Here is a 15,930-nt window from a genome sequence, read left to right as displayed (position 1 = left end):
ATGAATACATAAGGAGTGGAAAAGGCATGGTCGAAAGGAGAAAGCCTATCCCTGTAAGGGAAGCTATTGATAAAATCCTGCAGATGGATTTTTCCGGGGAAACTGAATGGGTCCCAATCAATCAAAGCTATGGCCGTTATCTTGCGGAAGATTTAAAGGCAGCGAATGATGTGCCTCATTTTGACCGTTCCCCGTATGATGGATTTGCCGTCAGGGCAGCTGATACAGCAGGTGCCTCAGCTGACAGCCCTGTGGAATTTGAGGTTGTGGACCATATTGGGGCTGGCTATGTGGCAAAGGTGCAAGTGGGAGCATACCAGGCTGCGAGAATCATGACAGGTGCTCAAATGCCCGCAGAATGTGATGCAGTGGTTATGCTGGAGCTTGCCAGGACAGAGGAGCGGGACGGAAAGAATTTTATGAGCATAAAAAGGTCCTTTAAATCAGGAGATAATGTTTCTTTTCAGGGGGAGGATGCGAAAGAAGGAGACATCCTGCTCAGAAAAGGAAAAAAAATCAATCCGGGTGTGATCGCCATGCTGGCCACCTTTGGCTGCAGCAAAGTGCCTGTCGCCAAAAAGCCTGCTATCGGGCTGTTTGCAACAGGCACTGAGCTGCTTGATGTGGATGAGGCGCTTGAACCGGGCCGAATCAGAAACAGCAATTCCCATATGGTGATGGCGCAGATTGAGCGCTCGGGCGCCGCCTGCGAGTATTATGGGAAGCTCCCGGACGATTTTGATACGTGCTTTACAGCCATAGAGGCAGCGCTTGAAAAAACCGATATCCTGGTCACTACAGGCGGTGTGTCGGTAGGGGATTATGATTATCTGCCGGCTATATACCAAAAGCTTGGCGCTGAAGTGCTTTTTAACAAGGTGGCCATGCGCCCTGGAAGTGTCACAACTGTAGCCCGCCTTGGCGGAAAGCTGTTATTTGGGCTGTCAGGCAATCCATCTGCCTGCTATGTGGGTTTCGAGCTGTTCGTAAGGCCGGTGATCCGGGGAATGCTGTATACGGATAAAATTCATTTACGGATGGTGCAGGCTGCTCTTGGGGAAGACTTCCCAAAACCGAATCCATTTACACGGTTTGTGCGGAGCAGGCTTGAATACGAGAATGGCCGGCTCATCTCAGTGCCAAGCGGCGTGGATAAATCGAATATTGTCATGAGCCTGGCGGGGGCAGATGCTCTTATGGTGCTTCCCGGCGGTACAAGGGGATACCAAAGGGGCGATGAAGTACATGTGCTGCTGCTCGAGGATGACCAGGGAAGCAGCCAGCCATGGTAAAGCCCGTTGTTTTTCAGATTGTGGGTTTCAAGAACAGCGGGAAGACAACGCTTGTCCAGGCAGTAATAAGAGAGCTGCAAAAGAGAGGGTTTGCAGCCGTGACGATCAAGCATCATGGACATGGGGGGAAACCGGATGTTCTTGAGGATAAAGATACCTCTTTGCATATGAGAGCTGGTGCGCTGGCCAGCCTCGCGGAAGGGGAGGGCAGCATCCTGATCCAGGCTGACAGGCTGGACTGGCCCCTGGAGCGGCTTATTCAGCTGATGTCTGCTTTCGGGCCTGACATCATCCTTATCGAAGGATATAAAAAGGAGTGCTATCCGAAAGCTGTAATTGTCCGGAACCTGGAAGAGGCGGAAGACTTGTCCCGTCTTGACAATATCCATGCTGCCGTAACTCCCCTTTTGCCTGAAGATATGCATCCCTATTTCGGGAAGAATCTTGTCTGGTCATCTTCGGAAGCAGCAGATAAATTGGCTGCTTATGTTATCAGTCTTTCTCAATAGATTTGTTGAACAGCCACCCTTCGGGGCGGCTTTTTTTTTATTTGAATCAGGCACGATATGAATTTTCATTCATGATTTTGAATATTTAATTAAAAATTAACATATTTATGGTTGATTTTGTTTTGCTAAATTTCTATAATAAGAGAAACATTATACATATTTATAAATATATTTGATTAAATATACAAAGGTGAGGGAGGGAGCCCATGAAGGCATCCATTATCGGTACAACAGGATACGGCGGGGCAGAGCTTCTCCGCATTTTACAGCACCATCCTTATTTCCGGATTCAATCCATACACTCTACCAGGGGGGAAGCACCTGTTTCCAATGAATATCCGCATCTGCTTGAGATAAACAGGCAAACTTTAGAGGGAATTGATATAGAGAAGATTTCAGAGCAATCTGACGTGGTCTTTCTGGCAGCTCCTTCAGGTGCATCTGGCCAGCTTGCCGGCCAGTTTGCAGGAAAGGATATTAAAGTCATCGATCTGTCCGGGGATTTAAGGCTGCCGGGGGATCAGTATAAATCCTGGTACAAGAAAGATCCACCGGACGTTTCGGTGATTGAAGAATCTGTATACGGTCTGAGCGAGTGGAATAGAGAAAAGATCGAGGGGGCGGATATCATAGCCAATCCCGGATGCTATCCAACAGCAGCTTTGCTGGGCCTTGCTCCAGCACTCTTAGGGGGGCTTATAAAGCCGCAGGGAATTATCATCGATGCAAAATCAGGGATATCGGGTGCCGGCCGTTCTCCTTCAAAAGGGACCATGTTTGCGGAAATGAGCGAAAACTTCAAGATCTACAAAGTGAATGAGCATCAGCATACACCTGAAATTGAACAGCAGCTCAAGCTGTGGAATAAAGATACTTCCCCAATCACTTTCAGCACACACTTGATTCCTGCCGTACGTGGAATCATGGCAACCATGTATGGTGAACTGGAGGAAGGCATTACAGCAGAAGAAGCAGCAAGCGCATACCGGGAAGCTTATGAAGCTGCGCCATTTATAAGGGTAAGGCAGCAGGGAAATTACCCTGCCACCAAGGAGGTCACAGGCAGCAATTATTGTGATATCGGACTTAGCGCAGATAAGCGGACAGGAAGGCTTACCATAGTAGCAGTCATTGATAACCTGATGAAAGGGGCTGCCGGCCAGGCTGTCCAGAATGCCAATCTGATGTTCGGATTTCCGGAAAATGCGGGGCTTGAATTCATACCAGTATTTCCATGATGGCAAACGTCCGTTAAGAACTGGTCGATTATAGCATTATGGACTGTTCAATTACTGGTGCCAAATGCATAGTATTTTTTAAAAGAAAATTCTTAGGAGGCAAATCATGCAAGCATTGTCGCAAGAAAGTGCTGTGAGGGAGATTCCGGATGGCAGCATTATCAGCCCAAAGGGGTATAAATCTGCAGGTGTACACGCAGGGCTAAGGTACAGTAAAAAGGATGTTGGTGCCATTATCAGCACAGTCCCGGCAAACAGTGCGGCTGTTTATACAACAAGCCTTTTCCAGGCAGCCCCTTTGAAGGTAACCCAGGAAAGCCTGGCCGCCGGAGGAGTGCTGCAGGCGGTGATCGTGAACAGTGCCTGTGCAAATGCCTGTACAGGGCAGCAGGGATATAAGGATGCGCTTGAGATGAGGAAGCTGGCAGCCGGGAAATTCGGCCTTGAGGAATGTTCGGTAGCGGTTGCTTCCACTGGTGTGATAGGCGAGTATTTGCAAATGGAGAAAATCCAGGCGGGAATAGCGGCGCTTGAGCCAAAAAATGGAGCAGAAAGTGCAGAAGACTTCCAGACTGCCATATTAACGACCGATACAGTCATGAAAAGCTGTGCTTATGAAGCAGACATTGACGGTGTTCCGATCCGGATGGGCGGAGCAGCCAAAGGCTCAGGCATGATTCATCCTAATATGGCTACAATGCTTGGTTTTGTTACAACCGATGCCTGCATCTCTCAATCAGTCCTGCAGAAAGCATTAAAGGAAGTCACAAACAGTACCTTCAACCAGATTACGGTTGATGGTGATACCTCTACAAATGATATGGTCCTGGTTATGGCCAACGGACTTGCCGGGAATCAGCCTCTGTCTCCGGAGCACCCTGAATGGGATGTATTCCTTGGCCTCCTCGGGTCCTGCTGTGAGAATCTTGCAAAGCAGATCGCAAAGGACGGTGAAGGGGCGACGAAGCTGATTGAGGCAGAAGTTGCAGGTGCTGTTTCCGATCAGGAGGGGGCCGCAGCAGCAAAGCAGATCGTAGGATCTAATCTTGTTAAGACTGCTGTATATGGAGCAGATGCAAACTGGGGCAGAATCATCGGCGCCCTCGGACAGAGCAATATCAGCCTGGATCCTGAAAATGTGGATATCTGGATTGGTCCGATATGCATGCTGAAAAACAGTGAACCGCAAGCATTTTCGGAAGAAGAGGCAAATGCCTATCTCCAGAAGGAAAATATAAAGATTTCGGTCGACCTGCATAATGGAAAAGGCCGGGGAAAAGCATGGGGCTGTGATTTATCCTATGACTACGTCAAAATCAATGCGAGCTATCGCACTTAAGGGGGCACGGATGAGTCTAATTGTCATTAAATGCGGAGGCAGTATCTTAGAAAAGCTGACAAGCGATTTTTTTGACAGCCTTAAGAAACTGAATATCCAGGGTTATCAGATGATCTTTGTTCATGGAGGCGGTCCTGAGATCAATGATATGCTGAGGCTTAAAGGAATAGAGTCCCAATTTGTACAGGGGCTGAGAAAAACGGATGAAAGAACCCTTGAAACAGCTGAAATGGTCCTTGCCGGCCAATCCAACAGGAAATTGGCCGATCTGCTTCAGCAGAATGGGTTCAATGCTCTTGGAATAAATGGTCCGGACGGTATCCTCCAAGCAGAATATGTTGATAAGGAAAACCTGGGCTTTGTCGGCAGGATTGATCATGTTTCGGCTGAAGTGCTGCAGCTTCTCCTGCAAAACGGGTATCTTCCAGTTCTCACACCATTAGCTAAAACAAAGGAAGGCCAGAAGCTCAATGTCAATGCAGATTACGCAGCGGCTGCCGTGGCCCTGGCCCTGAATGCAGAGCAATGCCTGTTTGTGACTGATGTAGAAGGCATCAAGGCAGAAGGGGCTTTAATAGATAGGCTGGATGATGAAAAGGCTTCAGCATATATACAGGATGGAACCATCTCAGGCGGGATGATCCCGAAGGTGGAATCGGCCCTGGCTGCAATCCGGCAGGGAGTGAAAAGCGTCCGGATCATTTCAGGGGTAAAGCCGTTTTATACAGGCGGTGCATGGGGCGGAACACAAATTAATTGCAAAGAGAGGACAATGGCATGAGCAATCTTTTTCCTGTATACCAGCGCTGGGATATCGAACCAGCAGAAGCAAGCGGATGCACCATCATCGACAAGGCCGGAAAAGAATATCTCGATTTCACGTCAGGTATCGGCGTCTGCAATCTTGGGCATCGTCCAGTGGCGGTAGAAGCAGCTGTCAAGGAACAGCTGGGAAACTTCTGGCATGTTTCCAATCTTTTTGAACAATCAGGCCAGGAGAAAGCAGCCTCACTTTTATGTGAATATGCCGGGATGGACAGGGCGTATTTTGCCAACAGCGGGGCCGAGGCAAATGAAGCGGCCATCAAACTGGCCCGGAAGGCAACCGGGAAAACGAAAATCATTACCTTTCTCAACTCCTTCCATGGCAGGACATTTGCGGCCATGTCAGCTACTGGCCAGGAGAAGATCAAACACGGCTATGGGCCGATGCTTGAAACATTTGTGTATGTTCCTTTCAATGATATAGATGCAGTGAAAAAGTCAGCAGACGAAGAAACAGCGGCAGTCATGCTTGAAATGGTGCAGGGAGAGGGCGGCATCCATATTGCAGATAAAGTGTTTGTAAGGGAGCTTGCTGCATTTTGCAAAGAAAAGGGCATCCTCCTGATCATCGATGAGATCCAGACAGGGATTGGCAGGACGGCTAAGCCATTTGCGTATATGCACTTTGATATTCAGCCTGATATGATAACATCGGCAAAAGGGCTGGGCAGCGGATTGCCGATAGGCGCCATGCTTGGAAAAGAACATCTGGCAGAGTCATTTGGCGCGGGGAGCCACGGATCTACTTTCGGCGGGAACCCGATAGCGATAGCTGCAGCTTCCGCGACTCTGGAGGCCGTCATGGATGAAGGATTCAAGTCAAGCCTCAAAGAACTGAGCGGCAGCTTCAAGAATGTTTTGCAGGAGACGCTCTCAGATATTCCGGGAGTGAAGGATATCCGCATCCTCGGAATGATGGCAGGGATCGAACTCTTGGTTGAAGCTCAGCCTGTTCTTCAGATGCTGAGAGAAAAAGGTCTGATCGCCCTACCGGCTGGAACACATGTCATCAGGCTTCTTCCTCCTTTAACATGCACATTGGAACAGATAGAGCAAGCTGCAGGCATTATTGCAGATACACTGCGGACTACTGCATCAGTCCATTCATAAGAGAAGCAAGAAATATATCATACAGCTGAAAAAGCTGTTTTATTTTGAAGGTTATGTATAAAAATTAATAAAAAATAATATTTATGCGTTAGCAGAGGTGTTTGCACAATGAAGGGCTACTTACATTTAAACAGCGGAGAAACATATGAAGGTGAGTGGATTTCTGAGTCCCCGCCGGAGCATACAGAGGGGGAAATTGTCTTTTTCACCGGCATGACCGGCTATCAGGAGGTTTTGACGGACCCGTCCTACAAAGACCAGATTATTGTGTTCACCTATCCGCAAATAGGAAACTACGGAGTAAATGAAACTGATTTTGAGAGCAGAAAGCCGCATGCTGCAGGGGTCATTATCTATGGAACCCCGGAAGGTGCGCATCATTACCAGTCTAAATACAGCCTTAAAGCGTATTTGAAGAAATGGGGAATACCGCTCCTGGGACATATCGATACAAGAGCAGTCGTAAAAAAAATCAGAAATGCAGGCACAATGCCGGCTGTTATGTCGCTTCAAAAAGAAAAAACCTGCTGTTCACATGAAAAAAGCTCCTTAAAAGTAAGAGCTGTCTCGCAAACCGTGCATACTCCTGCCGGTGCCGGAAGCATCCATATCGTCCTGATCGATTATGGAAATAAGAAATCGATTGCTGAATCACTGCTTAAACGCGGATGCCGCATCACAACCGTACCTTTTAACACCAGCTTTGAGGAAATCAATGGTCTGCAGCCGGATGCAATCCTGCTTTCAAATGGACCTGGTGATCCAAAGCAGCTGAAAGATATGCTGCCTGAAATCAAGAAGCTGATATTCAGCTTTCCAGTCCTGGGAATCTGCCTGGGCCATCAGCTTGCAGCTTTGGCACTTGGTGCAGACACTAAGAAGCTGGCATTTGGCCATCGGGGGGCCAACCATCCAATAGCGGATTCCCGCACAGGAAGAGTCATGATGTCATCCCAGAACCATAGTTATGTTGTGGATGAGAAAAGCCTGAAGGGAACCGGCTTGAAGACAAGATTTCATAATCTCCATGACCGGTCAGTTGAAGGTCTTGTTCATCAATCACTTCCGCTCAGTACAGTCCAATTCCATCCGGAAGCCCATCCCGGGCCGCAGGATGCAGAATATATATTTGATGAGTTTATTGAAATAATCAATGCAGCACATGGGAGAGTTACAGCTTATGCCTAAAGACCAGACGATCACTTCAATACTAGTAATAGGATCTGGCCCGATTGTCATCGGCCAGGCCGCAGAGTTTGACTATGCAGGGACACAGGCCTGCATGGCACTGAAAGAGGAAGGCTATAAAGTCATACTCGTCAATAATAACCCTGCGACAATCATGACAGACCACAGTTATGCGGACACGATTTATTTTGAGCCGCTCACCGTTGATTCACTTGAAAAAATTATCATGAAAGAACGCCCGGATGGCCTGCTGGCTTCGCTGGGGGGCCAGACAGGCCTGAATCTGGCAATGGCACTGAGCGAAACAGGAGTGCTGGAAAAATATAAAGTCAAAATGCTCGGCAGCCCGATTGCCAGCATAAAAAAGGGCGAGGACAGGGAGGAATTCCGTCAGCTGATGAAAGAACTGGATGAACCTGTACCGGACAGTGAAATTGTCAGGGAAGCAAAGGAAGCAAAGCGGTTTGCCGAAGCTTCTGGCTTCCCGATTATTGTCCGCCCTGCCTATACGCTCGGCGGCTCAGGCGGCGGGATCGCACATTCGATGGAAGAATTCATGCTTCTCGTCGAGGGAGGGCTCCTCGAAAGCCCGATTTCCCAATGCCTTGTGGAAAAAAGCATTGCAGGCTATAAAGAGATTGAGTATGAAGTGATGCGCGACAAAGATAATACATGCATCACCATCTGCAATATGGAAAACATCGACCCAGTAGGCGTCCATACCGGGGATTCGATTGTTATCGCACCTTCCCAGACGCTGACTGATGAAGAATATCAGATGCTGCGCTCTGCGTCTATCAAGATCATCTCCGCACTCGGAATCATCGGAGGATGCAATATTCAATTTGCCCTGGATCCCGAAAGCAAGAAATATTATTTGATAGAAGTGAACCCGAGGGTCAGCAGATCGTCTGCGCTTGCTTCAAAAGCGACAGGATACCCAATTGCAAGGATGGCTGCCAAACTGGCTGTCGGGTACAGCCTGTCCGAGCTGCTCAACCCGGTTACTGGCGATACGTATGCAAGCTTTGAACCAGCCCTTGATTATGTGGTCGTAAAATTCCCGAGATGGCCATTCGATAAGTTCTCAGAAGCGGACCGCAGGCTTGGCACTCAAATGAAGGCAACGGGGGAAGTGATGGGGATTGACCGCAATATCGAAAGGGCGCTGCTAAAAGCAGTACAGTCGCTTGAAGGCGGCAATCTGGATTTGAAAAACTACGGGCTGGGCGGCTTGACAGATGATAGCCTCATCACCAGGATGAAGGGCCAGACTGATGAAAGGTTCTTTATCGTAATGGAGCTCCTGCGCAGAGGGCATCATATCCATTCCATCCATGAGCTTACAAAAATCGATCTCTTTTATCTTCAATGCTTTGCCGGCCTTGCCAGCCTTGAAAAGGAAATTGCATCCTGTTCTCTTGAAACGGTTTGTAAAGAACAGATGCAGGTGTTCAAGGAAAAAGGATTCAGCGATGAGTATCTTGCATCCATATGGAAGGAAGATGCTCTGTCAGTCAGGAAGAAGAGAAAGCAATTGGGAATACTGCCTTCATACAAAATGGTGGATACCTGTGCAGCTGAATTTGAAGCACAGTCCAATTATTATTATTCAAGCTATTATGGGGAAAACGAGCAGCTGCCAAGCGAAAACAAAAAGGTGCTGATCATCGGAAGCGGACCTATCCGCATCGGGCAGGGAATCGAGTTCGATTATTGCTCTGTACACGGGGTATTTGCCCTGAAGGCAGAAGGCATTGAAACAGTGATGATCAATAATAACCCTGAAACGGTCAGCACAGACTTTGCAACAGCCGACCGCCTTTATTTTGAACCGCTGACACCGGAGGCAGTCCTTAATGTTGCCGATTCAGAAGGCATTAAAGATGTCATCGTCCAGCTGGGGGGACAGACTGCGCTTAACCTGGCCGATAAGCTGGAAAAGGCAGGGCTCAACCTGCTTGGGACGCGTTCGGCAGTCATTGATGACCTCGAAGACCGCGACCTTTTCTACCGCCTCCTCGATAGGCTGGAGATTCCGAGGATCAAGGGAGAGACTGCTGCAGGGGACACAGAGCTGAGAGAAGCAGCAGAAAGAATCGGCTACCCAGTCCTGATCAGGCCTTCTTTTGTCATCGGCGGAAAAGGAATGCACATAATCAGGAGCAGCAGCGAGCTGTCGAGCTTCTTGGAAAAGCAGGAAATCACCTACCCTGTGCTTTGTGATCAATTTTTGCATGCTGCTGAAGCAGAGCTGGATCTTGCAGCTGATGGAGACAACATCCTTGTCCCGGTCATCATGGAACATATCGAAAAAACAGGGGTCCATTCCGGGGACAGCCTCTCCGTACTGCCGGCACAGTCCGTTTCCGGGACAGCTAAGAAAAAAATGTTCGAGTATGGGAAAAAAATTGTTAAGGATCTGGCCTATAAAGGTTTGATGAACATCCAGTATATTGTTGACGGAGAGGAAGTATACCTGCTTGAAGTAAACCCGAGGGCTAGCAGGACTGTGCCGGTTGTCAGCAAGGTGGCAAATGTCCCTCTTGTACAAATTGCGACAAAAATATTGCTTGGGAAATATAAACTGCCCGAATCAGAAGGGCCGGTGTACGATAATCTGCCGTTTGTCTGTGTGAAATATCCGGTATTTTCAAATTATGCCCTTAAAGGGCTTGATCCAAAAACATCACCGGAAATGAGGTCGACAGGAGAAGGAATTGCTTTGGCCACTTCATTGAATGAAGCTGTGAAAAAAGCATTTCATAAAGAAATAAAGCATGCAGCAGCAGCTGTCATCATGACGGGAAGAGGCGAAACAGATCGTATGGAAGGTCTTGAAGAGACATTGGACCTTTTAGGAATAACTCTTCAGACGGCAGGTGGAGACCGGGATATGGATGCAAACATCCTTGCTGTCTTCAGCAGGGGAGAAGCACAGGAAGATTTTGTGCTGAGAGAATTTGCTGTCAAGAACCGCCTCCCTGTCTTTACACAGCCGGAAACGCTCAATGCCTTCCTGGAATCTCTCCAGGTCAAAGAATGGGAAGTATGCCCTCTTCAGGAATGGCATAATCAAATCATTAAGGATGTGACACATGTATGATAACCGCACAAGCAGCTGATAAAAGCCTCGATATCCAGGGGAAGGATTTCTTGACCCTGGCTGATTTCTCTAAAAATACAATTCTGGGTCTTGTCCAGAAGGCCAGGAAGATGAAGAATGCCTCCCTGCTGGGCAAGGATTCCAAGTCTTTGAATGGAAAGATATTGGGAATGATTTTTGAAAAGCCATCAACAAGAACGAGGGTGTCTTTTGAGGCTGGTATGATCCAGCTCGGAGGGAGTGCCCTTTATCTGAACAGCAATGATCTGCAGATTGGGCGAGGGGAAACCGTTGCAGATACAGCAAAAGTTCTTTCCCAGTATGTTGATGCGATTATGATCAGGACCTTTTCCCATGGGATGGTTGAGGAGCTTGCACTGCATGCAGATATTCCGGTTATCAACGGGCTGACGGATCTTTACCATCCCTGCCAGGCGCTGGCCGACTTGCTGACCATCTATGAAGTGAAAGGAAGGCTTGAAGGATTAAAGGTTGTTTATGCAGGTGATGGGAATAATGTAGCCCACTCCCTGATGATTGCAGCAGCCAAGGTAGGCATGAATCTGACAATTGCAGCACCGCCAGGATATGAACCCCAGGAAAAGGTGCTGGCGCTGGCAAAGCAGTTTGGCAAAGAAACCGGCGCGGAAATTGAAGTAGTGAATAGTGCCATTGAAGCAGCTGCAGGTGCTGACATCCTTTATACTGATGTTTGGACCAGCATGGGCCAGGAACAGGAAAATGCCGAGCGTCTTGAGATATTCAAGTCTTACCAGGTAAATGCCCAGCTTGCAGCAGCTGCAAAACAAGATTATACCTTCCTCCATTGTCTCCCGGCGCACAGAGGTGAGGAAGTTGCTGCAGATATAATCGATGGCAGCCATTCTGCTGTATTCCAGCAGGCGGGGAACCGTCTCCACGCCCAGAAGGCGCTGCTCTCAGAGCTCTTATAAATACTTAAAACCCAGAGACCGCGGACTCTGGGTTTTTTTTGTGGCAAAGGTATCATTTTTTAGGGCAGTCAGTTTGACTTATGATAGAAAATAGACGATTGGCCCAACAATGAAGCAGTAGATGGCAAAATAAATAAGGTTCCCTTTAGCCATGATATTCATGAACCACTTCAGTGAAAAATAGGATGCCACCAAAGAAGCGATGAAGGCAATGGCGTAGGGGAGGGCCAGTGATCCTAAGTTTGGGTCGCCGAGCAGGTCCTTAAGGCCAAGGATCATTCCTCCGGCACTGACTGGAATATACAGCAAGAAAGAAAATCTAAGCGCAGTTTCCTGCTTCATGCCAAGGCCCATGGAAGCTACGATGGTCGCCCCGGACCGGCTGATGCCGGGAATGAGTGCAACTGCCTGAGCAAGGCCGACAATGACCGCATCCTTGACCGTTAGCCCTGCATCATTCTTCCTTCCTTTCATATTGCGGATCAGCCACAAAGCAAGACCAGTTACTACCAGGGTGATTCCCACGGTTTTAATATTGGCGAGATGCTCATCGATGTAATCCTCAAACAGGATGCCGATTACGCCGGCAGGAATGGTGCCGATGATCAGATAAATGATAAAGCGAAAATCAGCTTCTGCCCTTTTATCCTTTGTTGTTATGTACACAAGGCCGTTTTTGGCAAGCCTGATGATATCTTCCCTGTATATAATGAGAACCGCAATCAAAGAAGCAGCGTTAACAAGCAGGGCAAAGCTCATGCCTTCTATTTTTAAATCCATAAAGTGCTCGGCAATTTCCAAATGTCCGCTGGAGGAGATGGGGATAGGCTCAGTGAATCCCTGGAATAATCCTAAAAGCAGATACTTGACTAAAGTGAAAAAATCCAATTGTTTATCCTCCAATTTTCTTTTTTATCCTTATTCATTTAACTATAACCAGCCGGACGTGTAAAGCGATATCAGGGCGTGGGAATTGTTTCTTCCTTTAACACGGTTGTGGATGGATATAATAATAATGATTTTGACTATAAGGAGGAGTTGCACGATGGGGCAGAACCGCCAATTCCGTCCGGGCCAGAAGGCTCCCAATAACGGGATCTATATCGAAATCGGTGAAACCGGGAGCAATGTCAATAACCCGAAGCAGCTGAAAATGAAAGCGGGAGACACATTTCCGGAAGCTTCCAATCATAACCGGATCTGGACATACCAGCGAAAGCCTTAAGAAGCGGGGGGATCATTCCCCTCGTTTTTTTTCATATGTTCCCAAAACTGCCCGGCCGTATGCTTTGCTGGTGCATAACCTGTAAAAGCTTGTTTTTAACGAGAGTGAAAAGGCAATAGATAAGAGGGCATCTAAATTCTTTACATACATGTACAAAAGTCTATAATATAAATAAAGGTCAATAAAGGTCAAAGGAGGTTTTTTAATGGATCTTAACAAAATGACGGAAAGGATGCAGCAGGGGTTCTTGAATGCCCAGTCAAAGGCAGCGATCATGCAGCATCAGGAAGTAGACGAAGCCCATCTGTTCCTGAGCCTCATGGAACAGGAAGACAGCCTTGTCAGCACGATCCTTGAGAGAGCCGGGGCTTCTGCTAAAAGCTTCAGCAGCGGTCTTGAGGATAGCCTGGAAAGAAAACCCCAGGTATCAGGCGGAGGAGCAGAACAAGGTAAACTGTATATAACTGCCGCCCTGCAGAGGCTTCTCGCTGAGGCGGAGAAAATGATGCAGGAGCTTGAAGATCTTTATCTTTCAGCAGAGCATCTGATGCTTGCTGCTGTGCGCGGAAAAACCCAGGCTGGCAAGCTCCTGGCCGGTATTGGTGCTGGCTTTGAAGAATTAAATACGGCCATTATGGCTATCAGGGGGAATCAAAAAGTGACCTCGCAAAACCCGGAAGCTTCTTATGAAGCGTTGAAGAAATATGGCAGAGATCTTGTTGCGGAAGTAAAGGCAGGAAAAGTGGATCCTGTAATCGGCAGAGACAGTGAAATCAGGAATGTTATCCGCATCCTTTCCAGGAAGACGAAAAATAATCCCGTTCTTATCGGCGAGCCGGGCGTTGGCAAAACAGCCATTGTAGAAGGTCTGGCCCAGCGGATTGTGCGCAGGGATGTGCCGGAGGGGCTGAAGGATAAAACGATATTCTCACTCGATATGAGTTCCCTTGTTGCAGGGGCCAAATTCAGGGGCGAGTTTGAAGAAAGGCTGAAAGCGGTATTGAATGAAGTGAAAAAAAGTGAGGGCAGGATTCTCCTCTTCATTGATGAACTCCACACGATTGTAGGGGCGGGGAAGACCGAAGGGGCAATGGATGCAGGGAATATGCTGAAGCCGATGCTTGCACGAGGAGAACTGCACTGCATTGGTGCCACTACACTTAACGAGCATAGAAAATATATTGAAAAAGATCCGGCGCTTGAGCGCAGGTTCCAGCAGGTGCTGGTAAGCGAACCGGATGTAGAGGATTCCATCTCCATCCTGCGGGGGCTTAAGGAGAGATTTGAAATCCACCATGGCGTCAACATACATGACCGTGCCCTGGTCGCTGCAGCAGCTCTTTCTGACAGATATATCACAGACCGCTTCCTGCCGGACAAAGCGATTGACCTTGTTGATGAGGCATGCGCCATGATCCGGACAGAAATCGATTCTATGCCTGCTGAGCTTGACGAAGTGTCACGCCGCGTCATGCAGCTTGAAATAGAAGAAGCGGCTCTCGAAAAAGAAAGTGATGACAGCAGCCGCGAACGCCTTGAAGCCCTCCAGAAAGAACTGGCAGGACTGAAAGAAAAGGCATACTCCATGAAAACGAAATGGGAGCTTGAAAAAGAAGCTATCCAAAAGGTTCGGGAAAAAAGAGAGCAATTGGAGAAATACCGCCTGGATCTTCAGGAGGCTGAGAATAATTATGATCTCAACAAAGCGGCGGAATTGCGGCACGGATCTATCCCTGCTCTCGAGAAAGAGCTGAAGAAGCTGGAATCCGAGGAAGGGGAAAGGCAGGGAGAGCGTCTCCTCCGCGAAGAGGTAACAGAAGATGAAATTGCCGGCATTGTGGCGAGATGGACCGGAATCCCTGTCACAAAGCTTGTAGAGGGTGAAAGGGAAAAGCTCCTCAAGCTTGAGGATACTCTCCATCAGCGCGTCATCGGCCAGGAGGAAGCGGTCAGCCTTGTAGCTGATGCCGTTCTCCGGGCAAGAGCCGGCATCCAGGACCCGAACCGGCCGATCGGCTCTTTTATCTTTCTGGGGCCAACCGGAGTAGGAAAGACTGAGCTGGCCAAGGCACTCGCTCACTCCCTTTTTGACAATGAAGAACAGCTGATCCGGATCGATATGTCCGAATATATGGAAAAACATGCGGTTTCAAGACTAATCGGCGCACCTCCCGGGTATGTAGGATATGAGGAAGGCGGACAGCTTACAGAAGCAGTAAGGAGAAAGCCGTACTCAGTCATTCTTCTTGATGAAATTGAAAAGGCCCACCCTGAAGTTTTCAATGTTCTCCTGCAGATGCTGGATGATGGACGGGTAACGGACTCTCAGGGCCGGACGGTTGATTTCAAGAATACAGTCATTATTATGACTTCCAATATCGGCTCTGCTTATCTGCTCGAACAGGCAGGCGAAGAAATCCCGGAGGAGACAAGGGATAGGGTCATGACCGAATTACGAAGCCGGTTCCGTCCTGAATTTCTTAACAGAGTCGATGAAATGATCCTGTTCAAGCCCCTGTCGCTGGGAGACATTAAAGGGATTGTCGGCAAGCTGATGCTGGACCTTCAGAGGAGGCTTGAAGACCAGCATATTAAAATAAGTATAAAGGATGAAGCAAAAGAATATATTGCACAAAATGGATTTGATCCGGTGTATGGGGCGCGCCCGCTTAAACGATTCATCCAAAGGAATATCGATACCAGGCTTGCAAAGGAAATCATTTCCGGAAGGATCCGGGATAACAGCTCTGTCGAAATAGGAATTGAAGATGGGGGCATCAGACTTAATGCTTTAAGGAAGTCCTGAAGGGCCGCAGCCAAAAAAAGTCATCCTGCTTCATGCAGGATGACCTGGTTTTGGCGGCTGATTAATGCAAGCCTTGTTTGCCTGCAGATTCCTCAGGGATAATGGCGGACAGAACAAGAATAAGGATAGTGGCACCTGCAGCGAGGATGGCACCGGTTACAAAATCAAATGTTGAGCCAATCATGGAACTGACTACATATGTCAGCATTTCTACAAGCAGGAAAGTCCAGAAAAGAGTCCAAAAGTATTTCACTGTTTTCACCTCATTATGTAATCTTATATCATATTACCACAACCTGAAAAAATAATAAACGCCTTTTAGCCATGACTGTCCGCGGG

13 protein-coding genes are annotated in these 15,930 nt (G+C 48.0%); 11 read left to right on the top strand and 2 right to left on the bottom strand.

Annotated features, from left to right (window positions below; all coding sequences use genetic code 11):
- Window positions 1-26: 26 nt before the first annotated feature.
- From CYJ37_RS17805 to argF, 9 genes are all read left to right on the top strand, one after another.
- Window positions 27-1,292 carry a molybdopterin molybdotransferase MoeA gene (locus CYJ37_RS17805; protein WP_101550885.1) on the top strand — a complete coding sequence of 422 codons (1,266 nt, stop codon included), beginning with the start codon at window positions 27-29 and terminating at the stop codon, window positions 1,290-1,292.
- Window positions 1,286-1,801: a molybdopterin-guanine dinucleotide biosynthesis protein B gene (gene mobB, locus CYJ37_RS17800; protein WP_094768254.1), complete on the top strand. Its 516-nt coding sequence runs from the start codon at window positions 1,286-1,288 to the stop codon at window positions 1,799-1,801. The genes CYJ37_RS17805 and mobB overlap by 7 nt, the downstream gene beginning before the upstream one ends.
- 206 nt (window positions 1,802-2,007) lie before the next feature.
- Window positions 2,008-3,039 carry an N-acetyl-gamma-glutamyl-phosphate reductase gene (gene argC, locus CYJ37_RS17795; protein WP_101550883.1) on the top strand — a complete coding sequence of 344 codons (1,032 nt, stop codon included), beginning with the start codon at window positions 2,008-2,010 and terminating at the stop codon, window positions 3,037-3,039.
- 106 nt (window positions 3,040-3,145) lie between these two features.
- Window positions 3,146-4,378, top strand: coding sequence for a bifunctional ornithine acetyltransferase/N-acetylglutamate synthase (gene argJ / locus CYJ37_RS17790; protein ID WP_101550881.1), 1,233 nt, complete (start codon window positions 3,146-3,148; stop codon window positions 4,376-4,378).
- Window positions 4,379-4,388: 10 nt separating this feature from the next.
- Window positions 4,389-5,159, top strand: coding sequence for an acetylglutamate kinase (gene argB / locus CYJ37_RS17785; protein WP_101550879.1), 771 nt, complete (start codon window positions 4,389-4,391; stop codon window positions 5,157-5,159).
- Window positions 5,156-6,313, top strand: a complete 1,158-nt coding sequence (locus tag CYJ37_RS17780) for an acetylornithine transaminase (protein ID WP_101550877.1) — start codon at window positions 5,156-5,158, stop codon at window positions 6,311-6,313. Before argB ends, CYJ37_RS17780 begins: the two co-directional genes overlap by 4 nt.
- Window positions 6,314-6,421: 108 nt before the next feature.
- Window positions 6,422-7,501: a carbamoyl phosphate synthase small subunit gene (locus CYJ37_RS17775; RefSeq protein ID WP_009794070.1), complete on the top strand. Its 1,080-nt coding sequence runs from the start codon at window positions 6,422-6,424 to the stop codon at window positions 7,499-7,501.
- Complete coding sequence (locus CYJ37_RS17770; protein WP_101550875.1) at window positions 7,494-10,607, top strand: carbamoyl phosphate synthase large subunit; 3,114 nt, start codon at window positions 7,494-7,496, stop codon at window positions 10,605-10,607. Before CYJ37_RS17775 ends, CYJ37_RS17770 begins: the two co-directional genes overlap by 8 nt.
- Window positions 10,604-11,560, top strand: a complete 957-nt coding sequence (gene argF / locus CYJ37_RS17765; protein ID WP_101550873.1) for an ornithine carbamoyltransferase — start codon at window positions 10,604-10,606, stop codon at window positions 11,558-11,560. The genes CYJ37_RS17770 and argF overlap by 4 nt, the downstream gene beginning before the upstream one ends.
- A gap of 78 nt (window positions 11,561-11,638) precedes the next feature.
- On the opposite strand, the gene CYJ37_RS17760 is transcribed toward argF, so the two are convergent.
- A complete protein-coding gene (locus CYJ37_RS17760) occupies window positions 11,639-12,448 on the bottom strand; it encodes an undecaprenyl-diphosphate phosphatase (RefSeq protein ID WP_022543603.1) in 810 nt (269 codons plus the stop codon).
- Between the two features lie 157 nt (window positions 12,449-12,605).
- Between CYJ37_RS17760 and CYJ37_RS17755 the strand changes: the two genes are divergently transcribed.
- Window positions 12,606-12,785, top strand: a complete 180-nt coding sequence (locus CYJ37_RS17755) for a YjzC family protein (RefSeq protein WP_009794074.1) — start codon at window positions 12,606-12,608, stop codon at window positions 12,783-12,785.
- Between the two features lie 205 nt (window positions 12,786-12,990).
- Window positions 12,991-15,591 carry an ATP-dependent chaperone ClpB gene (gene clpB / locus CYJ37_RS17750; RefSeq protein WP_101550871.1) on the top strand — a complete coding sequence of 867 codons (2,601 nt, stop codon included), beginning with the start codon at window positions 12,991-12,993 and terminating at the stop codon, window positions 15,589-15,591.
- Between the two features lie 61 nt (window positions 15,592-15,652).
- Here the strand turns inward: clpB and CYJ37_RS17745 are convergent, their stop codons facing one another.
- Window positions 15,653-15,844 carry a YjzD family protein gene (locus CYJ37_RS17745; RefSeq protein WP_022543604.1) on the bottom strand — a complete coding sequence of 64 codons (192 nt, stop codon included), beginning with the start codon at window positions 15,842-15,844 and terminating at the stop codon, window positions 15,653-15,655.
- Window positions 15,845-15,930 lie beyond the last annotated feature (86 nt).

Source organism: Bacillus sp. UMB0728 (genome assembly GCF_002858875.1).
GTDB lineage: Bacteria > Bacillota > Bacilli > Bacillales > Cytobacillaceae > Bacillus_AB > Bacillus_AB infantis.
Note: the sequence above shows the minus strand (reverse complement) of the source record. Positions and strands in the feature narration are given on the sequence as shown.